Genomic DNA, 21443 nt, shown 5'->3' on the forward strand with positions numbered 1-21443 from the left:
GTAACAAGGGTTTTGCAATAGTGGGGCGAAACTGTCACAAAGTGATGCCTTTGGCACAAGTTCAACGGTAGTTCTTCGATTGAACTTTTGTGGAAAATTGGAGATTTCCCGATGTAAAATCGGGACAAGTAATGCTTCGACTTCCCGCCCGAACGCAAAGCCCGGAAGCGTTAGCGGTAATTTTGAGACCTGCACACAATAGCAAACACAATAAAAATGAATAAAATCTTACTGTTTTTAAATTTAGTCACGCTTTCTTCTTGTAATGGGCAAATGAACAATACTACCGAAAGCTATTCCCAAAAAGTAGAATATGGACTTAAAGGTAATGTAAAAGAAATGAAAAAGTATGTTTGCAAAGTAGAAAACAACAAGATTCCTCTTGATACCACTAACTTTTTCCGTAGCTATATCAAAACTTTTGATGAAGATGGAAATTCTGTTGAATACAATAGTTCAAACAAAGACGGAAAAAATACAATCCATATGAAGATGATTTTTTCAGGAAAAGGTAAGGATATTAGTTACAAAGAGACTGTTTCATTTGATAAAACAAAAAAACAAGAAAAAGAATATAAATATGTTTGGTCAGACGATTTTACCTACAAAATTGTTGATATAAATGATGGAAATTATAGTCAAACTCAAACTATAAAACTGAACAAAGAGTTTAGTATCATCGAAGATAATTTCAAACAAGGCGATTATGAATCCTTAGAAAAAAGAGAAACGATAGTAAAAAACAACAAAATTGAAAAGATAAAATCAACTATCACAACTAAAACTGATGATAAAGCCGAAATCAGTTATCACATAGAAATAGTAAAAAAATATGATAAATACGATAATCCCACTATTATCTACATCTACAATACCTTAGATGAAACACAATTAAGTGATATTATTTTTCAAGAATACATTTATTATTAGGCATAAAAAATCGTATTTAATTTTTGGTTGGCTTACCGTTTATGGCGCCAAAAAAATATTCAGAAACAACACTGGACTTATCATTGATAACGATGGAATAAACGACAAATCTGCTCTTTTAAGTGTTGGCTTTATTAAATGGGATGAGATTACGAAATAAAGACAGAAACCTATCAGAACTCAAAATTTCTACTCGTTTTTGTGACAGATCCAAATCAATTTTTAGAAAACGTAAAAGGACTAAAACGAAAAATGATGCAAGGAAATATGAATACTTACGGAACTCCTCTTTCGATAAGCCCAAACACTTTGAAATATGACTTTAATGCACTTGAAAAATTATTGCAGGAAAGATTAAACGAACACCAAAATAAAACGCCGAACCTTTAATGAAGTATAAAGTAGAGTTGTGTTGAAGTTGCCTGCCATTTTATTGACCAATATCTTACAACAATGAGCGAACAATTAAACATGATTAAAAGCAAACTGTAACACCTTAAAATATTCGACAAAGACCTGAAATTATTTGGTGCAGACACGCACGAATATTTGCTCAACAATTGACGATATTTGCTTCCCTACCTACTCGCTGAGATTGCGTTACTTTTGCAAACCCGAAACATTAGCGATCACGCGAAAAACTTCTAAAAATGAAAAACATTTTAATTATAATCTGTTCCATAGCATTTCTAACGAACTGCAATCGATCGCAGAAACAAACTGTTGGCGAAAATGACAGACTTGAACTAGTTCCTGAACCAGACAAGGCGGAAAGATTGAAGTATGAAGCGAATGAAAAATTAAAAAATTCAACTTGCATCTTTAACGATCCTGACACCTCACTTTGTGGAATAGTTTTAAGAAATGCAGCGAGTGCTACTAAACTTGTGGGATCAAATAATACCATTGATAAATTAGACCACTATCAGTTCTATTCAAACCTTGAAAGCGAAACACTCACATTAACACAACATCCTGGAGATAGCAAAAATCAGATTTCAATTATTAAAGTTGAAAAATCTAGTAAGGCAAGCTACGGATTTAAATCGCTAAAAATCAATAGATTTACTACAGAGAAAGGGATTAAATTAGGTTTAAAAAAAAATGAAATCATTGAAAAACTGGGAAATTGTTATAGACCGATTGACAGTGCAAAAGGTTATATTGAGTTGTATTATGAAATTGAACAACCTAAAGACAGTAAGTCGAAAATTCTAGCAAATAACAATATGCCTAAATATTTTGCGAGCTATAAATTATGGAATAACCGATTGGAGAAATTTGAATTCGGGTTTGAATATCCCTAACATACAAAGCCCAAACAGCTATTAGATTTTCCAAAAGCGATTCAAAATTATGAAGTAATTGAACTGCTACTCTTGAACCCGCAAGAATTGAAAAGTCGACGCGATGTGCAATTACCAGTAAATACTCCATTAGCAAATTATTGATTCTCTACTTTTAAAATGAGATTCCGCAATCGTTCTTCATGTTCGTCTCCCCAGTTACCCAAAGCAGAAATTACAGGAATTAAGGTTTTCCCAAAATCTGTTAAACTGTATTCAACTTTTGGAGGAACAACAGGGTAAATAACTTTTGAAATTAATTCGTGTTCTTCCAATTCTTTTAACTGAATATTTAGAACCCTGCGTGAAGCCTCTGGTATTTTCCTTTGCAATTCACTGGGACGTTTATGTCCTTGTTCAATAAACCAGAGCAAACGAATTTTCCATTTGCCATAAAGCACCTCACCAATTAAATCAAGGCCACAATTTAGGTTCAATGGAATTTTTCTGTCTTTCATAAAGCAAACTTAGTTCAATGTTCCAAATTGTACAATAGGGGAAAAATTTAACCCTATGCAATTCGATATTCTGTACTTGTTCAAACCTTTTGTATACACCAATTTTGCCCATAAATAATTATACAATGGAACAATTTAATTTTAGCAATGAATTATCGGGCAAAATTGCCTTGGTAACAGGAGGCACAAAAGGAGCTGGAAAAGCGATAGCGGAAAGGCTTTTACAAGCTGGCGCAACCGTTATTATTACAGCACGAAATGCACCTGAAAAAGAAAAAAACAATTTGCATTTCATTTCTTCCGATTTGAGCAAGGCAGAAGATTCACAAAAAGTAGTCAACGAAGTACTTTCTACTTATGGCAGGCTTGATATTTTAGTCAACAACCTTGGTTCTTCAGTAACGCCTGCTGGTGGCTTTGCTGCTTTAAAAGATGAAGATTGGGAATCGACGCTACAAGCTAACTTACTTGCTCCTGTACGATTAGACAGAGGATTTTTACCACAAATGATTGAACAAAAAAGTGGTGTCATCATTCATATCGCCTCTATACAAGGCAAACTTCCATTATACGATTCTACGTTGCCTTACGCAGCTTCAAAAGCAGCATTGATCAATTACAGTAAAAGCTTATCAAACGAAGTGACGCCAAAAGGAGTTCGAGTACTCACTGTATCACCTGGATGGATCAATACTACAGCATCAAAAGCATGGCTGGGTGAAATTGCAAGAAATGCAAACAGCAGCATAGAAGAAGCTCAACAAGGAGTCATGAATGCCTTAGGTGGGATACCGTTTGGCAGACCTGCAGAATCAGAAGAAGTAGCGGAATTAGTTGGCTTTTTGGTTTCGCCAAGAGCTAATTATTTAACAGGAACCAATTTTGTAATCGACGGGGGAACAGTACCCACAATTTAATAATCTAAAAGAACAAAAATATGAACTTACCAAAAGTAATCACCGATTTAGTAACAGCGCAAAACAATTTTGATAGCATAGCTTATGCCAATTGTTTTAATGAAACAGCCGTAGTTTTTGACGAGGGCAAAACGCACAATGGAAGAAAAGAAATAGAAAATTGGATAGAAAAAGCCAATAAAGAATATCAAGCCTTAATGCAACCACTCGAATATCTAAATGCCGATCAAATATTAAAAACGGAAGTTTCTGGTAACTTCCCCGGAAGTCCTATTGTTTTGGACTATCACCTGGAGATAAAAGACGGTTTGATCCAATCTTTAAGAATTACTGGTTAATAAAAATTTGGGGCGCAAGCCAAATTGACCAATTCAATTATTAATCAACATCAATTCTTTTCCCCAATCTGCTAAATTGATCGCTCATTCTAGCGGTAGTTTGGGAAAAGATATTTAAACCAATAACAATTGGTTATGGCCGAATTCTTTACATAGCCAAACGAATTATAATTCACCTGCCATTTAAATTAATTAAGCATTATTTTGAGCAACCAATTAGATAGTGCTATGATGTACAAATTGATTACCCTGGCTTCAGCTACTTTAAGTTTGCTATCAAACGTTTCGCCTGCAGAAAATAATTATAACGCAAACCTATCGGATGGCACTGTTCGAAACACTATAGGCAGATCAAAAATCTTAAAAAACCAACTTAATATCTTTAGGGTGGTTGCCATAGGAGATAAAAACCCAAAAGCTTTTATCTCGGTTTCTGATATTTATAACGACACTTTAGCCATACCATCAACTTACGTTAACAATCAAAAAAACATTTCATTCGATAAACTGAAGTACTTCGAGCTACAGGCAGCTTACCGTAAAAAACTGCTCAAAGGAACGTTTATAAAAGAAACCGATACGGTATTTATGTACGATTATAAACTGAACCAACTGACTAAAACTCCGGTTGTTCAGTTAAAAGCCGTTGCGCACTTAACGCCCTACGCGGATAAAGGTGAGCAAATTACGATATGGGATTACATGGTTGGTTTTGAGGTTGGAGACAAGCTGTTAAAAAAATCGGCTTCAAATTACTATGAAAATCTACTGGTCTATATCGGTAGCAATAATCCGTTCTTGCTGGGGAAAATGCAATTGGTAAAATGGAAAGAAATCAATAAAAAACAATTCCCTATTTCAAATCATAATACGTTAACTAAGGACGGTAAAGAAGCCTATTATAGTTTTATAGGTGGTTCAGTTATCTATTATATTAAAGATATTTTAACCGACGGAACCATAACCGAGAGGTATTTTATTGCAATCAGCACAAAAGGTAAAGTAGTTTTGAAAAATGAGAAATTTACAAATAGTGAAGGATCATCATTAGCTCCTCTAAATTTTGTGGCTGGAAATAAAGAAGAAAATCAATGGGCAGGTTACCTGTTTAAAAACAAACCAGCTGTTATTTTCGGTTTCGAGTACCATTCTTTTGGTTGCCCAAGCATTATTGTATTAAACAAAGCCTCTGGTAATATCGCCATCAACTGCGACAACCGACATTAGGTATTACAGTTTTTACGTACTCCTCGAAAAATGTAAAAACAAACTCTCCCACTCTCATTTCAAATATTCAACAGATTGGAACGAATATAAAATAAAGGTCTACGGATAATAACAACGTCTTATTCTTGTCGCATCAAGGTGTATTTTTATTTAGTTAATCTACATACACCTATTAAACTAAAAGACATGAGCACCACACTTATTATCGTTCTCGTTGCCATGGTGGCTATATACGGAGGCATTTTCTATTTTATGCAGATAAAAAAGAAGAAGCAAGCAGAGATGTTTCTCAACACAAATTTTAGCGCAGAAATGAATAAAGCCGCCATTTATAAAAGCAACTTTTTAAATGGAGAGCTCTCCTTTATCAGTGAACAGATGGAAGGCAAAATGATTGATGCCTTTAATTATGCCAGTCTAAATTATACAACGAAAGATTCTATTAAAGATAGCCTGAAGGATAGCTTAAAGGGAATGGCAACGTTAGGAACAGTCAGATTTCATTCCGTTCAAACCCCGAAATATCTGGTTTTAAGCGGAGATGATTTACACCTGTTTGACACAGATACTGATGGAGAAATCTCCAGCCATTTTGTTTTCAAACCTGCTCGTTTACTGGTCTCGTCAATTACCGAAATTCCGCTTGAAGGAACAATAAAAGCATATGCCAGGCAAAAAGGAGATCAAGTTAAAGCTTTTAGAATTTCGTTGGCTACTGACGAAGATCCGATACAGCTTATCCTGTTTTCTGCATTGTTATTCAGCTATCCTAACACAGGTTTAAGTGCTTTTTCATTGAACGTACAAAAAAACCTTGAAGAAATTATTATTGGCAATGATTTCCTTAAAAAGTTGGGCGATCGTTATCCAAACCTAAGGGTATCGGGACTAGTGGCTTAGCATCCTTAAATATCTGATTACAAAGTCTATCTCAATCAGATATTATATTAGCCTACCTAGGCTATTCGTTCTTAAATCAATCAACGCAAAAAGACATGAAAATAGTAAATCTTATCGCATTAATGAATTTAGTAATCGTTTTGGCTTCTTGCAACGGACAAGAAGCAAAATCAAATGACCAGAATAACCAGCTCTCAACAGATACCGTGAATCAGTTCGTGATCGGAGGTTACATGATCATGCCCAAACTAAAAGAGGTTCGGGCTTATAAAATGATTGGTGGTGCAAATTGGGATGGCTTCACTTTTGAGAAAGATCCAAAAATTGATTATGATAAGACGACCCTCTTAGCCATTGGGAACAGCATTTTTTTTAAAGAATACTTCCCTTTCAAATTTGATTTAGACAAGCTAAAAATCATTCTACGTGATGAGTTTTACTTCCTCTGTAGAGACGACAAAAATATTTATTATACATCTGAACGAATTAAGGCTGTTAAAGTTGACATTTCAAATTTCACTGCTGTTAATGATTTTGTTTATAAATCCAAAACAGATGGAAAGCTATATTTCCTTGATATCAAATCTTATGCGCTCGCTCCGGTAGCCATACCAGTTGATGAGCCATCTTTGAAACATATTGCAGCAAATTATTTTTATGATAAAAACGGGCTATATTTCTTTGGTGAACATTCTAAAATCAATTCAAAAGGCTATTATGACGACCATGTAGATCAATCGGAGAAGCTGATGGATGGAAGCAATACAGTGCGAGTGATCTCTAAAAAATACTTCTCTTACAACAACCAGGTTTTCGCGATTGACGATAACTCCATCAAGAAGCTAAATATAGATCAGCGTAAAATAATTGAAATTAAAATTAATGATACAGAATCATTTATTACGGATGGAAAATCGATCTATAGTGATTTAAACTACGGCTATGATGATAGTGGACGTAACGAAAAAGGCTATTATGGCATTTGGTACCCAAGCCTTTACTCCAACACTAATCTTCAGAAGATCTTCTCTCCTTCCCTATATTTCCAAAGAGAAGGTAAGGCCGTAGTCTTCAATAAGTATGACCCAAATACTTTCCCAGGGCTCTTTGTCAAAATTGACAATAAAAATTATTTATTGACAGACAAAAAGAAAGTGGAAATAGAGCGGGTACTATTTTACAATCCAGAAACTAAGAAAAATGAGGTGTTTGAAGAAAAGTATATCAAAACGTATGCTTTAGACGGATTTATGCAATATAAGGACAAGCTATATTTTAATGGAATGCCTGTTGAAACTTCAAAGCTGAAAATGGAGAAGTTAAGACAAATTCCAAACAGTAATTACCTTACTGATGGCGAATCAATCATATACCTAGGTAATATAGGGGGCTATAGCAGTGTAACGAAGGGCGGTGTGGAATATGCAGTTTTTGATGACTTAATTTTAAAAAACGTTTTTACAGATAAGATGAAAGCTGTAAATCCTGATTTAATCACGGATGGTATCTCTTTAATCAGCAGGGCACAAATAGTGAAAATAAAAGATCTGCATCTTAACGTCAAGATCTTGGAATAATCATCTGCAAAATCTGATAATTCTTTCATCAATTGCCGCTAAAGATTGAAAGGTTTAAAAAAAATCTTGTCCTAAAGCGCAACTATCTAAAGTTTCAGATCTCAAATTTTAATTTTATAAGTTCTGATCTCATCAACGAATAATAGGTGAACCCCGACAAATTCTAAAATAAAGCTTGCGAATCCTAATTAAATTAATTCTGATAAGCGCTAACGCTTATCTTATGTAATGTTAAATTAAATCAAAAAATCCCATAAACATGAGTGCAATAAAAACGTTATTACTGCTTTGTTTTACTTTCTTATTGATAAGTTGTAGTTCGCAGGAAAAGGAAAGCTACTGGAAAGTGAGTGACATTTACAGAGAAAATAAAGAACCATTTAGGGGGCTTAACGGCGACCTGATGCAAGAGGTAGTAGATTATAATTTCCACTTTATAAAGCGAAATGATAGCCTATTTTTTGAACTCCCCGAAAAATTCACAATTGACATAAAAAAACTCAAAAATTTTCGTCAGCTCCAAATTCCTAATAAGGACTATTATGAGATCTATGCAAACGAGTTTGATGGTGATGCTTTCAAAATCAAATTTAAAGATAATGCTACACTTTCGGGCTCGAAAAATACGATTCTAGAATTTAAGAAGATTAGTAAGGAAGAATACCTTAAAAGTATTAATGATGCAGTTCTTCTTCAAAAAGAAATGCAAAAAAAAGTTGAAAATTTGAAGCTTGAGCTAGGCAAAAACCCTCAAATTGTTCTGAACCCGATCACTAAACTGTCGCAAAAAACAGATACCTTAATAAATAATCAGGGAAGGGAAATTCTCATTAAAATCCCGAAAGAAATTGAGATTAAAGAATCAGGAGACTTAAAAAATCAGGTTTTTGGAAACATCAAAATTGGAACTTTAAAAGACCGCTCTATTATTTATGATCTTCACCATAAAGAAAATGATTTCGGATTAAAGCAACTTACCATCTGGATGTCGACAGATACAACAGCTTTTAATATGGACAGCTTTTTGGCCAGCCAGCCCAATATCTTAACTTATAAACGTGACAAAAATAGTGTAATAGGTTACGAAATTGTATTTGATGAAAGTAGCAATCAAGCAGTTGTGCAGTCTTTGTTCTGTTTAAAATACTATCAAATAGAAAATACACATATCTTCATTTATGGCGATGCATATCGATCGCAAATGGAAAACGTGGACAATAAAGCGGAGATGAATAAGATTTTGAATTTTAATTATTTGCTCTCTGAAAATATTTCCATTGCTCAATAACATTTTAAACCCACTATTAAAGCCTAAAGTTTAATTTATCAATCCAAAACCTATAAATGATGAATTCGCAAACTATAGAAATTATCGAGGCCAATACTTCGGTAATGTATAACCAAACCAACTAAACTTTATCGCCATGAGCAATCCACTATTAGAACCTATTCACGGGGTAAGCATACAAGATTATGCTGCGATTTCAGCAAAAATGGCTTCTGGAATTGATGTGAAAGACATTTGCAAACTACTAGGTATCGAATTTGCGGTTTTTGAAGAAGCTTCAGCAATTTGGATTACAAGGATGCAGGAAGACCACACATTTGAAGTTACCATGGAATTTGGAAAATATTTCGGAGAGGCCGATCAGCATCCAAAACTTGGAGGCGTACAGGCAGCACTTACAGAGGAAGGTGCAATAAACCTGGAAAAAATGAAGACGGACCGCTATTTTTATGAAGAATTAAATGGTGCCAGGCAAGCCGCTTATGAATATGGTGTTGATGGGGCACAATGGATCGAAGAAAAATTTGGGATTAACCTGGGCGACTTCCAGGCCGTAGCCATGCAATGGATGCCTATCACGAATGATGAGCCTTTTGAAACTTTAGACTTGTTTAATAAATATCGAGAAGAAAAGCAAAAGGAATATGCTGCAATTTTTGCAGCAGAACATGGGGGTAATCTTGCGGATGATGTTGAATTTTAAACCAAGCCGAATAATTGCTGAGCGGTTTTATGCATGCTTGAAATTCGAACACGGATACGAATAGCTTTTTATGATTCGACTTTTGAAAACTAAAAGCAATATATTTTTTTCGTTTTTTCTTATTTTTATCCTTCAGAAAAACTGGAAAAATGAAAGAAAATGCATCTCATAACGAAAAAATTGCCAGGTTAACTTTTGCAGGGGTATATCCACACTATGTAACCAAAGTTGAAAGCAAAGGCAGAACAGAACAAGAATTAAAACAAGTAATAGAATGGTTAACTGGATTTGATGAGCACAAACAGCAGGAGCTTGTCGACCGAAATGTGACATTCGAAACTTTTTTCGAGGAGGCTAAACTGAATATGAATGCTGAAAAAATTACAGGTGTAATTTGCGGCTATCGCATTGAGGAGATTGAAAACCAATTAACTAAACAAGTAAGATATTTAGACAAGCTAGTTGATGAACTGGCAAAAGGCAAAAAGATGGAGAAAATATTAAGAGTATAATCCCCTTAGATCTTTTAACAACCCTACTTAACCAAACTTTTGCAAATTGATTTGATTAGTCCGGGACCTTCGTAAATAAAACCAGTGTAAAGCTGAATCAAACAGGCACCAGCGTCCAATTTATCCTGGGCATCTTTTGGGGAATGGATTCCGCCAACACCAATAATCGGAAAAGCTTTTTGCGATTTTTCTGAAAGATACCGAATCACTTCCGTAGAACGTTCTTTCACTGGCTTACCACTTAGGCCGCCCATTTCTGCGGCTAAAGTTTTTTCGGTGGCCAAATTTTCACGGCTAATAGTTGTATTGGTCGCGATAATGCCTGCTATTTTTGTTTCTGCTACAATTTCAATAATATCATCGAGTTGCGCATCTGTTAAATCAGGTGCGATTTTTAGTAAAATTGGTCGAGAGATATCGTTTTTTCTATTTCGTTGCTGCAGTGTATTCAAGATATTTTTCAGCGGTTCTTTTTCTTGAAGTTCTCGCAAGCCTGGAGTATTTGGCGAGCTTACATTCACTACAAAATAATCTACCACATCAAATAGTCGATCAAAACATTTAATGTAATCACTTGCGGCATCTTCATTCGGCGTTGCTTTGTTTTTACCGATGTTTCCACCCACAACTATATCCGGATGTTTATCTTTAAGCAATCGCAAACGCTCTGCCATTACATCAACGCCCTTATTATTGAAACCCATTCTATTGATTAAGGCTTCATCATTTGGCAAACGAAACATGCGTGGTTTATCGTTCCCTGGCTGTGGCATTGGCGTTACTGTACCTACTTCGATAAAACCAAAGCCTAGGTTGCTTAAAGCCTCCACATACTCACCGTTTTTATCAAAACCTGCAGCTAAACCTACCGGATTTCTAAATTTTATACCGAAAACCTCCTTCTCCAAACCTCTTATATGAACATCGAAACTGCTGCGAATAATAGTTTTACCCAAAGGAAACTTATCATTAAACCACTTTAATCGCTTAACAACGAAATAATGAACATTTTCGGGGTCAAACTTGAAGAATATTGGTTTAATAAGGCGATACATGCCACGAAGATAAATAAAATATGGAAAATGGAAGGTAATGGAAGATGGAAAATGTTAGGCGCTTAATATAAATGGATAGCAATTTAACTGACGATTGGTATCTGTTCGCAAATCGTCAGTTGAAATTACATTATTATATTTCACATCAAGTTTCCATCTCCCATTAATAATTTATTTCCTTAGTACGCGGCAGTAAATTGCTCTTGATGATGTGCATCATTCTCCAGTTCATCTGCCAAAACGATACTTAAATCTTCAACAGATAAAATTGAGCGACCCTCTTCATTAAAAACCGGTGAAGTTTTACCTAAACGATATTTTCCGGTTTTACCGATTGTAATACCTGGATGCATTTCAATAGCGGGACTGAAAAACACCCAATCCAATTCTTTTTCTTGTTTTAAAGTATTGAAATAATCTCTTACAGCGGAAGCTCCAGGATAAATTTCCTTTGGAAAATCGGGACCATCAACCAGCTGATTTCCGTCAATTTGCAAAGTTCCGGCACCGCCGATAAAAATGTAACGTTTTACTCCCGATGCTTTTACTGCTTTCAGGATTGCCTCTGCCCCAGCCAAAGTATCATCGTAAAGATTTGGATTAGTCCAACCCGCGTTAAATGCGCTTATTACCGCATCTGCTCCCTTTAAAGCCTCTGCAAGTTGATCGGTATCCAAAACATCTACCGCAACTTTGCTTACTTTTTCGTCAGCGTTTTCAATTTTGGTGGTGTCACGGGCAATGGCAACCACTTCGTACCCACGGCTAACTAATTCATTTAAAAGGGCTTTGCCTACAAATCCTGAGGCGCCTATTAGTGCTACTTTCATGTTATTTTATTTTAATTGGTGAATATTTGATTGTTGAATGAGTGATTATTGTAATGAGTGATGTTTGCAATGAGTGAATTTTGAATGAATGAATAAGATTAGAAGATCATAACTGAAACTTATTTTATTACAGTTTTTGATAAAAAATTTTTATTTAAATTTTAATGCGAAATCAGCCAGTGTCTGCGTTGATAAATTTTCGATCAACGCGTTTTCTGCATCGCTGTAAAGTGTATTTAAGTGTTGATTAATTTGTTTCCCTATCGGGCATTTAGGATTTGGCTCGTTTTTACTTTGCCCCAGAATATTATTGTTTTTAACCGCCTGATAAACTTCACCGAGATTAATTTCAGAAGCGCTTTTTGCCAAAAATGAACCTCCGCCTTTCCCCTCTTTGCTATCAACAAAACCATGCTTACGTAAATTAATAATCTCCTTTCTTACCAGTACAGGATTAATGTTAATACTTCCAGCCAGGTAGTCCGAGCTCACTACTGCACCTTTCGCATCATCGAGCAAGGTTAAAATGTGTAAGGAAATCGGAAAGCGGCTGTTATTCATTCTGTAATTGTTTTTATTACAGTACAAATGTAAGGAGATTTATTTAACATCAAAATAAACTGAGATTTTTTTTTAGAAAAGTATATGAGACCCCGAAAAGTTAGAATGAAGCAGATAGCCGAGGCAATTAGCCCATCAAATCATTTATTTTTGCATACTGCAATAATATGATGGTTTTGCCATCTTTAATTTCACCGGTTGCAATCATTGCCAGGGCACCTGAAAATGGGAGTTCTAAAACCTCAATATTCTCTTGTTCTTCGTGATGGCCGCCACCGTCGCTTACTTTCATCTCTTTTGAATATTCTGCTACGAAAAAATAAAGAATTTCGGTAACAGAACCAGGTGACATGTAGGCTTCAAAAACCTTTTTAACCTCGCTAATTTTGTAACCTGTTTCTTCTTCAGTTTCGCGTTTAATGGCCGTTTCAGGATTATCTTTATCTAGCAAACCGGCGCAGGTTTCAATTAACATTCCGCTCTCATTGCCATTGATGTAGGTTGGCAAGCGAAATTGACGGGTTAAAATAACCGTTTGATTTGCTTTGTTGTATAGTAAAATTGTAGCACCATTTCCCCGATCATAAGCTTCGCGTTCCTGCGTTTCAATTACTCCACCTTTGGTTTTATACTCAAATTTGATTTTGTTTAAAGTGTACCAGTTATCTGATAGGATTTCCTTGCTAATAATTTTAACGTTTTCGTTGCTCATGGTGGTTTGGTTTTGAAACCAAATGTATTATTATTTTATTGGGGATGACTATTGAAATAGATTCTTGCCTGTTCATGATCATTTAACTTTGAAGACCGATTTTCTCGATTTCGCCTAAAAAACAGAAATTATAGTTTCTTTGCTTTCCTAAATCTGAAGAAAACTGGCTATATCAAGCTAACTTCCTATTTAATTTTAGAAATAAAACAAGCCTTTAAAATTCGTACTTTTGCAGCCGAAATGATTTCAATAAATAATTTAACATTCCTAATTGGCTCAAGAGCCTTATACGACGAGGCGAACTGGCACATTAAACCCGGTGATAGAGCTGGTTTAATTGGCGCCAACGGTACAGGAAAATCAACACTTTTAAAAATAATTGTTGGCGAGTATGCGCCTAGTTCAGGTACGGTTTCTATGTCTAAAGACTTAAAAATCGGCTATTTAAACCAGGATTTGCTTTCTTACGATTCGCACCATAGCATTTTGCATGTGGCCATGGAAGCTTTTGAGCGCCAAAACCAGCTGCACGACGAGATTGAAGAGCTACTGAAAAAAATTGAAACTGATTATAGTGAAGAAGTTTTATATAAGCTAAGCGACAAGCAACAGGAATTTGAAGCTTTGGATGGCTATAACATCGAATATAGAGCAAATGAAATTTTGGCAGGTTTGGGTTTTAGTACCGCAGACCAACACCGTCCACTAAATACCTTCTCTGGAGGATGGCGTATGCGTGTAATGCTGGCCAAAATTTTATTACAAGACCCAGATATTTTACTTTTGGATGAGCCGACCAACCACATGGATCTACCTTCCATTAAATGGTTAGAAACCTACTTGGCGAGTTTTGAAGGTGCAATTGTAATCGTTTCACACGATAGGTATTTCCTTGATAAAATTGTAAACCGTACAGTTGAATCCCGCAAAGGAAAATTAAACGTTTATGCTGGAAATTACAGTTTCTATGTTGAAGAAAAAGCACTACGTGGAGAAATTCAAAAGGGTGAGTTTAAAAATCAGCAGGCAAAAATTAAGCAGGAAGAGCGTTTAATCGAACGTTTTAAGGCAAAAGCATCGAAAGCTAAAATGGCGCAATCGCGCATGAAGGCTTTAGATAAAATGGAACGCATTGATGATGTTGATGATGATAACCCGACGGTAAACTTCAGTTTTAAATTTACCAAACCATCAGGCCGACATGTAGTTCGGATTGAACACGCCACCAAACATTATCCTAATGTTCACATTCTTCAAGATGCTGAAGCAGTAATTGAAAAGGGTGATAAAATTGCCTTGATTGGTGCGAATGGAAAAGGAAAATCGACCTTATTAAGGATGATTGCCGGCACCGAGAAATTTGAAGGTTTCTGCGAAACCGGTCATAATGTAACCACTACCTTTTTTGCCCAGCACCAGTTGGAGTCGCTTCATCTTGACAATGCCATTTTGGAAGAACTACAAGCTTTTGCCCCGAAACATACAGATACAGAGTTACGTAGTATTCTAGGCTGCTTCCTGTTTACAGGAGATGATGTTTTCAAAAAGATTAAGGTGTTATCTGGAGGTGAAAAATCTCGTGTTGCTTTAGCAAAATCATTAACAACAGATTCGAACTTTTTAATTCTCGATGAGCCTACCAACCACTTAGATATTCAATCCGTTAACATCTTGATTCAGGCTTTACAACAGTTTGAAGGCACATTTATAGCCGTTTCTCACGATAGGTATTTCCTGGATAATGTTGCAAATAAAATCTGGTTTATCGAAAATGAACAGATTAAACAATACCCTGGTACCTATGCCGAATATGAAGAGTGGAACAGCAAACGTGAAATTCCGGTATCGAAACCTATTCCGGTAAAAATGCCTGAAAAGAAGAAAGAAGACCCAAAAGCTGTTGCGCCAAATACCGCCAGTCAATTAAAAAAATTGAATGATGGATTGAAAAAAGTAGAAGAATCCATTGCAGAACTGGAAGCAGCCGTAAAAAATATTGAAGCAGAATTGGCTGATGAGAATGTTTACAGCAAAGCTGATAAATTGGCCGAAGCCAACAAACGTTATTTAGCTGCTAAACAGGATTTAGATAGCAACCAAACGAAATGGGAAAATTTAGCTGCCGAAATTATGGAGCTGGAAAGCTAGTGTTTGCCGCAGATTAAAAAATTATGCCACAGAAAAAATTCTGTGGCTTTTTTATTGTTGTTCTTTGCCACGGAGACACAGCAAACGAGAGCAAAATCTTCTAATGACACTTATGCGTTAGTTTAGAGATACGATTCAATAACATACATAATGCGTTTTAAAACAATTAAAAAATATCTGTGGTTATCCTTTTCATCTGTGGTTAATACTATTTACTTTTAACCATGCAAAAACTAATTGTAATACTTTTATTTTTCATCCCCACCCTAAGCTTTTCACAAACCGATAAAAACTTCGTTTACGAGAATAAAATATACCTCCCAAATATTAAAACGGTTCTTTGTTACAACAGCACCCGTGAGCAAAGTTTGCCGGTTATTCAGTTAAATTCATCAGAAACCATTACCTTTTCATTCGATGATCTGCTGGCAGGAACTAAAAATTATTGGTATTCTATAGAGCATTGTACCTCAGACTGGCAACCTTCAAGAATATCGACAATAGATTATTTAGGCGGCTTTAATGATGATAGAATCATCTATTACCGTTACTCATCAAACACCACCAGGAAGTATACCCACTATGAATTAAATTTCCCCAATACGCAGATACAGCCAAAAATTGGCGGAAATTATTTATTAAAAGTTTACCTCGATGGCGATAAAAATCAGCCAGTGGTATCGCAGCGTTTTTATATTGTAGATAATCAGGTGGCCGTGGCAGCAGAGGTTACCAAATCTATGCAGGTGGCAGATCGGAATACAAAGCAAAAGATCAATTTCGCCATCAATCATAGCATGCCAATTCCTAATCCTTATCAGGATTTGAAAGCGATTGTGATGCAGAATTTCAACTCCAATACCGCACAACTAAATACCCGTCCCTCATTTATCCGTCCTAATCAACTTGTATTTAATGATTTGACCACCAACGATTTTTGGGGTGATAATGAATTCAGAAAATTTGACACCAGAAGTTTACGTTACAAAGCCGATAATGTGAAGGATATTTATCGCGATAGTGAATCGGTAAACGTAATGCTTTTTCAGGATGCGCCTAGAAATACCGGTGCTTTTGCCAACCAATATGATGAGAATGGCAATTTCTTCATCAAGAATACTGATGGAAGAGACGACAAAACTGAAGCCGAATATATGGGCGTACTTTTCACATTGAATGCTCCTGCCCCATCAGCCAATGGCGATGCCTATGTAATTGGTCGTTTTAACAACTATGCTTTAAGTAAAGAAAGCAAAATGATTTATGATACAGGGCGCAAACAGTTTTATGCCAATATTATGCTGAAACAAGGGCTATACGATTACGAGTATGCCTGGTACAATAACGAAACCAAGACTTTGGAAAGTCAGCCTTTTGAAGGCTCCTTTTTCGAAACAGAAAACACCTATCAGGTTTTTGTGTATTATCGTCGCCCTGGTGCACGATGGGAAACCTTAGTTGGTTTTGCCAATATCAGTAATAAAGCAGTTGATAGGCGCTAGTGCGGAGAACTGCGATTAATTGTCAACTATACCTTTATTGTTACATTAAATTTCGTCAGTTTAATATTGGTTAATTACTTTAGTAATCAGATTATTGAGTAACCGTAAATGCTTTTCACAAGGCATTTCTAACCAAAATTATGTTTAAACCAATTTTCGCATTTGCATTAATTTCAATTAGTTGCCTGCAAGTCTATGCTCAGGAAACTCCAAAATCGTATACCCAGAATATTAACGGCACCAGGTTGAGCTTTGACATGGAGCCAATTCCTGCAGGTACATTTTATATGGGAAGCAAAACTGGAAAACCAGATGAACAACCCGTTCACCAGGTAAAGTTAGCTGCTTTCTGGATGGGCAAGTACGAAGTAACCTGGAATGTTTTCGAACCTTTTTTGTATCGTAATTTCGAAAAGCAAGCCAGTACAGCGGCTATTCCAGCAGAGGTTGATGCGGTTACACGGCCCACAAAGCCTTATCTGGATATGACTTTTGGTATGGGAAAAGACAACCAGCCAGCAGTGGGCATGACCCAATATAACGCTATCCAGTTTTGTAAATGGCTGTATGTACGAACCGGTATTTTTTATCGCTTGCCTACTGAAGCAGAATGGGAATATGCCTGCAAAGCAGGATCCAGCACAGCATATTCTTTTGGCAATGAGGCCGCGACATTAAGTGATTATGCCTGGTTTGCCGATAATAGTGATAATAAAACACATCCGGTAGGACAAAAGAAGCCAAATGCCTGGGGTCTGTTTGATATGCACGGCAATGTGAGCGAATGGACCTATGATCAGTATGTTGCTGATTTCTATAAACTCGCCGAAAGTAAAATAGCGGAAAACCCTGTTGCTAAGCCCGAAAAGCTATACCCACATGCTGTTCGCGGCGGCTCCTACGATGAAGCAGCTGAAAATCTTCGATCAACAGCCAGGCTGGCTTCCGATCCATCCTGGAAACAGCTTGATCCGCAAATTCCGAAAAGCAATTGGTGGTTTCCAGAGGCACCTTTTGTTGGCATGCGCCTGGTTCGTCCGGTTAAAGCCCCAAGTAAAGCAGAAATAGAAGCTTACTATAATAAACAACCTATAAAAGATTTATAAACCGAACTGATAAAACCACAAACCCAAAATCAGGAATGAAAAACGAACCAAACACAAACGATAGAAGAGATTTTTTAAAATCATCTGCCTTGCTCGCTGGTGGCGCTATGTTAAGCAGCATTCCGCTTGCCGGAGCCTATGCTTCGGGAAGCGATACCATTAAAATTGCCTTAATAGGCTGTGGAGATAGAGGTACGGGTGCAGCATTTCAAGCACTAGGTACTAAATTCAACATCAAACTCGTAGCTATGGCAGATGCTTTTCAAGATCGTTTGGATAGCAGTTACCAATCTTTAAACACCAAATTTGCCGACAAAATGGACGTGCCTAAAGAACGTCAGTTTGTTGGTTTTGATGCTTATTTGAAAGCAATTCCTTTGGCAGATGTAGTATTGCTCGTAACGCCTCCTGGTTTCAGACCAATCCATTTTGAAGAAGCCATTAAGCAAGGAAAACACGTTTTCATGGAGAAACCAGTTGCTGTTGATTCACCGGGAATTCGAAAAGTTTTAGCCGCAGCAGAAATTGCCAAAAGCAAAAAGCTCAACGTTGTTGTCGGTTTGCAACGCCGTTATCAAGCCAACTATCGCGAAGCGATGAAACGCGTTCAAGAGGGCGCCATTGGCGATATCGTTTCTGGTCAGGTATTTTGGAATAGTGGTGGTGTTTGGGTGAATCCGCGTAAGGCAAATCAAACTGAAATGGAGTACCAGATGCGAAACTGGTATTATTTTAACTGGCTATGTGGCGATCATATTGTGGAGCAGCACGTCCATAATATCGATATTGCAAACTGGATAAAAGGTACACATCCTGTTTCAGTGCAGGGTACGGGAAGCAGGGCCTGGAGAACTGGAAAAGATTATGGAGAAATTTATGATAATCACGCTGTGGAATTAACCTATGCAGATGGATCAGTGGTTTATAGCCAATGCAAACATTTCGAAGGCGTTCCTAACCGGGTGGACGAAACTTTCCAGGGTACTAAAGGAAAAATTTATTTATCAGCCGGAAACCAGGCAAAGTTGTGGGATTGGAAAGGGAATGTAATTTATAATCACAATACAAAAGGAAATGCAAATCCATACCAAACTGAGCATGATGAGCTTTTTGATGCCATCTCAAAAGGGGAGTATAAATTTGATAACGCTGAATATGGCGCTCATAGCACTTTAACCGGGATAATTGGCCGATATGCAACTTATTCTGGGCAAACCATTAAATGGGATGAAGCCTTAGCTGCCGACAATAGTTTAATGCCCGAGCGTTTTGCTTGGGACGCAAACCCTAAGTTGATGCCTGATGCGAATGGGTTATATCCAATTGCTATGCCCGGAAAAACCAAGGTGTTATAGTTGAAATAATGTACCGATATCTGTTTCTCTGCCTTCCGTTAATCTTTTCGATTTTCAGTTCTAAAGAATTGAACCAATATAAGATTTCGGGTTTAGCCCAGGGAACAGACTATCACATTATGTATTATGCTGCTGACAGCGTTGCTACCAAAAGCGGAATCGATAGCTTATTAAATGAAATTGATTTATCGATGTCTCTTTACAAAAAGGGCTCACTCATCAACCAATTTAATTCATCAACAAAGGGAGCGAAACTCGACACCTATTTAAATACTGTTTTAAAAAGAAGTTTTGAAATTAATCGTGATACCAAAGGCATTTTTGATATCACTGTGGCTCCACTGGTTCAAGCCTGGGGATTTGGTCCTGCAGAAAATAACAGGGAACCAGGTGCCGAAGAAATTAAAACCATTTTGAAGTGCACAGGAATGGAGAAACTGAAACTGAAAAACAACATGCTGTCAAAATCATCACCTTGTGTAAATATCGATCTTAATGGCATTGCACAAGGTTACAGTGTGGACCTGATTGCAAATTATCTAACTAAAAAAGGTATTAAAAGCTTTGTAGCCGAACTGGGTGGTGAAATTAGAATTGCCGGCCCTAAACCAGACGGAACCGCAATGAAAATAGGCATTGAGGGACCAGGTAAAGATGGCACACCAGTAATCAGGCATATTGCAGTTTTAAATAGCGGAGCGATTACAACATCGGGCAACTATAGAAAATTCCATCAAAGCGGGCGAAAAAAAATCTCCCATTTAATTGATCCGAAAACGGGTTATCCTTTAAATAATGAAATGATCAGTGTAACCGTATATGCTCAAGATGCCATTACAGCCGATGGGTATGATAATGCCTTAATGGGCATGCATCTAGATGATGCTTTAAAATTTGTAGCCAATCGAAAATACCTGGAAGCTTATTTTGTTTACCGAAAAAAGGATGGATCTGTAGCCGATACCTTATCAAATGGATTTAAGAAATTAATTAAAAACTAAGTCTTTACATTTTTAAAAACCAACAAATGAAAAGAAGTGAATTTATAAGAAATAGCCTGTTAACTGCTGGCGCAATTACAGCAGGAGCTGGATTTACAGAAACCTTTGCTGCTGAAAAATCGACCGCGATATTGAGCGACAAAACTTTTAATATGGATTATGCGCCACACCAGGGGATGTTCGCTAATCATGCTGGTAAAACTTTTCTCGATCAAATTCAATTCATGTACGATAAGGGCTTTCGCTCTATTGAAGACAATGGTTACTTAAACCGACCCGTGGAAGAGCAAGAAAAGATTGGTGCTTTGTTGGCTCGACTTGGAATGCGAATGGGAGTTTTTGTTGTAGATGGCGGCGATAACTGGAAAACTTCTTTAACCACGGGTAAAAAAGAGTTTAAGGATAAATTTGTAGAAACCTGTAAAAAATCGGTTGAAGCAGCCAAAAGGTGTAATGCGAAATGGCTTACAGTTGTTCCGGGTTTTTATGAGCGCAACTTGCCCTATGGAAATCAGTTTGCAAATGTAATTGATGCGATGCGAGCCGGGGCCGAAATTTTCGAACCACATGGCTTAATCATGGTATTGGAAACACTAAGTGATACGCCAGAACTGTTTCTGCAGAAAACTAACGAAACTTATGCTGTATGTAAAGCCGTTCAAAGCCCGGCTTGCAAAATTTTGTACGATATTTACCACATGCAGCGCACAGAAGGCGATTTAATTAAAACGATCGACCGTTGTTGGGATGAAATTGCCTATATCCAAATTGGTGACAATCCGGGTAGAAAGGAACCTACCACTGGAGAAATCAACTATAAAAATTTGTTTAAGCACCTTCATAAAAAAGGCTATAAAGGTGTGATGGGCATGGAACACGGAAACTCGCAACCCGGAAAAGAAGGCGAGTTAGCTGTAATTTCTGCTTATAGAAAAGAAGATAATTTTTTGTAAAAGTTAGAAGGTAGTTAAAAGGTC

Annotated in this window: 21 protein-coding genes and 1 pseudogene; 17 read left to right on the top strand and 5 right to left on the bottom strand. The window is 36.7% G+C overall.

Annotated elements, in window-relative coordinates; all coding sequences use genetic code 11:
- The first annotated feature begins 216 nt into the window (after window positions 1-216).
- The 3 genes and pseudogenes from ACZZZC_RS18080 (at window position 217) to ACZZZC_RS18090 (ending at window position 2237) form a co-directional block, all read left to right on the top strand.
- Entirely contained in the window at window positions 217-930 is a 714-nt protein-coding gene (locus tag ACZZZC_RS18080; protein WP_463487812.1) for a hypothetical protein, read from the top strand.
- Window positions 896-1320 (top strand): annotated as a pseudogene (locus tag ACZZZC_RS18085) (STM3941 family protein). The gene ACZZZC_RS18080 and the pseudogene ACZZZC_RS18085 overlap by 35 nt, the downstream one beginning before the upstream one ends.
- A 260-nt stretch (window positions 1321-1580) precedes the next feature.
- Window positions 1581-2237, top strand: coding sequence for a hypothetical protein (locus tag ACZZZC_RS18090; RefSeq protein WP_463487813.1), 657 nt, complete (start codon window positions 1581-1583; stop codon window positions 2235-2237).
- A gap of 137 nt (window positions 2238-2374) precedes the next feature.
- Here the strand turns inward: ACZZZC_RS18090 and ACZZZC_RS18095 are convergent, their stop codons facing one another.
- Window positions 2375-2734: a winged helix-turn-helix transcriptional regulator gene (locus ACZZZC_RS18095; protein WP_463487814.1), complete on the bottom strand. Its 360-nt coding sequence runs from the start codon at window positions 2732-2734 to the stop codon at window positions 2375-2377.
- Between the two features lie 125 nt (window positions 2735-2859).
- Here ACZZZC_RS18095 and ACZZZC_RS18100 point away from each other — a divergent pair, with 125 nt between their 5' ends.
- The 8 genes from ACZZZC_RS18100 (at window position 2860) to ACZZZC_RS18135 (ending at window position 10196) form a co-directional block, all read left to right on the top strand.
- Entirely contained in the window at window positions 2860-3651 is a 792-nt protein-coding gene (locus ACZZZC_RS18100; protein WP_463487815.1) for an SDR family oxidoreductase, read from the top strand.
- Window positions 3652-3671: 20 nt separating this feature from the next.
- Window positions 3672-3989: a nuclear transport factor 2 family protein gene (locus ACZZZC_RS18105; RefSeq protein ID WP_463487816.1), complete on the top strand. Its 318-nt coding sequence runs from the start codon at window positions 3672-3674 to the stop codon at window positions 3987-3989.
- Between the two features lie 204 nt (window positions 3990-4193).
- A complete protein-coding gene (locus tag ACZZZC_RS18110; RefSeq protein WP_463487817.1) occupies window positions 4194-5216 on the top strand; it encodes a hypothetical protein in 1023 nt (340 codons plus the stop codon).
- Window positions 5217-5402: 186 nt separating this feature from the next.
- Entirely contained in the window at window positions 5403-6116 is a 714-nt protein-coding gene (locus ACZZZC_RS18115) for a hypothetical protein (protein WP_463487818.1), read from the top strand.
- Between the two features lie 95 nt (window positions 6117-6211).
- Window positions 6212-7693: a hypothetical protein gene (locus tag ACZZZC_RS18120; protein ID WP_463487819.1), complete on the top strand. Its 1482-nt coding sequence runs from the start codon at window positions 6212-6214 to the stop codon at window positions 7691-7693.
- A gap of 259 nt (window positions 7694-7952) precedes the next feature.
- Window positions 7953-8981 (top strand): hypothetical protein, encoded by a 1029-nt coding sequence (locus ACZZZC_RS18125; protein ID WP_463487820.1) that lies wholly within the window; start codon window positions 7953-7955, stop codon window positions 8979-8981.
- A 136-nt stretch (window positions 8982-9117) separates the two neighbouring features.
- The gene (locus ACZZZC_RS18130; protein ID WP_463487821.1) at window positions 9118-9684 is read left to right on the top strand and encodes a DUF6620 family protein; all 567 of its coding nucleotides are present in this window, start codon (window positions 9118-9120) and stop codon (window positions 9682-9684) included.
- A 149-nt stretch (window positions 9685-9833) separates the two neighbouring features.
- Window positions 9834-10196, top strand: a complete 363-nt coding sequence (locus ACZZZC_RS18135) for a DUF2200 domain-containing protein (protein ID WP_463487822.1) — start codon at window positions 9834-9836, stop codon at window positions 10194-10196.
- A 23-nt stretch (window positions 10197-10219) separates the two neighbouring features.
- On the opposite strand, the gene ACZZZC_RS18140 is transcribed toward ACZZZC_RS18135, so the two are convergent.
- From ACZZZC_RS18140 to nudK, 4 genes are all read right to left on the bottom strand, one after another.
- Window positions 10220-11251: a quinone-dependent dihydroorotate dehydrogenase gene (locus ACZZZC_RS18140; protein WP_463487823.1), complete on the bottom strand. Its 1032-nt coding sequence runs from the start codon at window positions 11249-11251 to the stop codon at window positions 10220-10222.
- A gap of 179 nt (window positions 11252-11430) precedes the next feature.
- A complete protein-coding gene (locus ACZZZC_RS18145; protein ID WP_463487824.1) occupies window positions 11431-12081 on the bottom strand; it encodes an NAD(P)-dependent oxidoreductase in 651 nt (216 codons plus the stop codon).
- 150 nt (window positions 12082-12231) lie between these two features.
- Window positions 12232-12642, bottom strand: coding sequence for an Rrf2 family transcriptional regulator (locus ACZZZC_RS18150; protein WP_056849551.1), 411 nt, complete (start codon window positions 12640-12642; stop codon window positions 12232-12234).
- Between the two features lie 127 nt (window positions 12643-12769).
- Window positions 12770-13354, bottom strand: a complete 585-nt coding sequence (gene nudK, locus ACZZZC_RS18155) for a GDP-mannose pyrophosphatase NudK (protein WP_463487825.1) — start codon at window positions 13352-13354, stop codon at window positions 12770-12772.
- Between the two features lie 240 nt (window positions 13355-13594).
- On the opposite strand from nudK, the gene ACZZZC_RS18160 reads away from it, so the two are divergent.
- From ACZZZC_RS18160 to ACZZZC_RS18185, 6 genes are all read left to right on the top strand, one after another.
- Complete coding sequence (locus ACZZZC_RS18160) at window positions 13595-15502, top strand: ABC-F family ATP-binding cassette domain-containing protein (RefSeq protein WP_463487826.1); 1908 nt, start codon at window positions 13595-13597, stop codon at window positions 15500-15502.
- 224 nt (window positions 15503-15726) lie between these two features.
- The gene (locus ACZZZC_RS18165; protein WP_463487827.1) at window positions 15727-17004 is read left to right on the top strand and encodes a type IX secretion system plug protein; all 1278 of its coding nucleotides are present in this window, start codon (window positions 15727-15729) and stop codon (window positions 17002-17004) included.
- Window positions 17005-17144: 140 nt separating this feature from the next.
- On the top strand, window positions 17145-18110 hold the full coding sequence (locus ACZZZC_RS18170; RefSeq protein ID WP_463487828.1) for a formylglycine-generating enzyme family protein: 966 nt from the start codon (window positions 17145-17147) through the stop codon (window positions 18108-18110).
- Between the two features lie 35 nt (window positions 18111-18145).
- The gene (locus tag ACZZZC_RS18175) at window positions 18146-19465 is read left to right on the top strand and encodes a Gfo/Idh/MocA family oxidoreductase (protein WP_463487829.1); all 1320 of its coding nucleotides are present in this window, start codon (window positions 18146-18148) and stop codon (window positions 19463-19465) included.
- Window positions 19466-19533: 68 nt separating this feature from the next.
- A complete protein-coding gene (locus ACZZZC_RS18180) occupies window positions 19534-20466 on the top strand; it encodes an FAD:protein FMN transferase (protein WP_463487830.1) in 933 nt (310 codons plus the stop codon).
- Between the two features lie 26 nt (window positions 20467-20492).
- On the top strand, window positions 20493-21419 hold the full coding sequence (locus tag ACZZZC_RS18185) for a hydroxypyruvate isomerase family protein (RefSeq protein WP_463487831.1): 927 nt from the start codon (window positions 20493-20495) through the stop codon (window positions 21417-21419).
- The last annotated feature ends 24 nt before the right edge of the window (window positions 21420-21443 follow it).

Source organism: Pedobacter sp. AC212 (assembly GCF_979258625.1).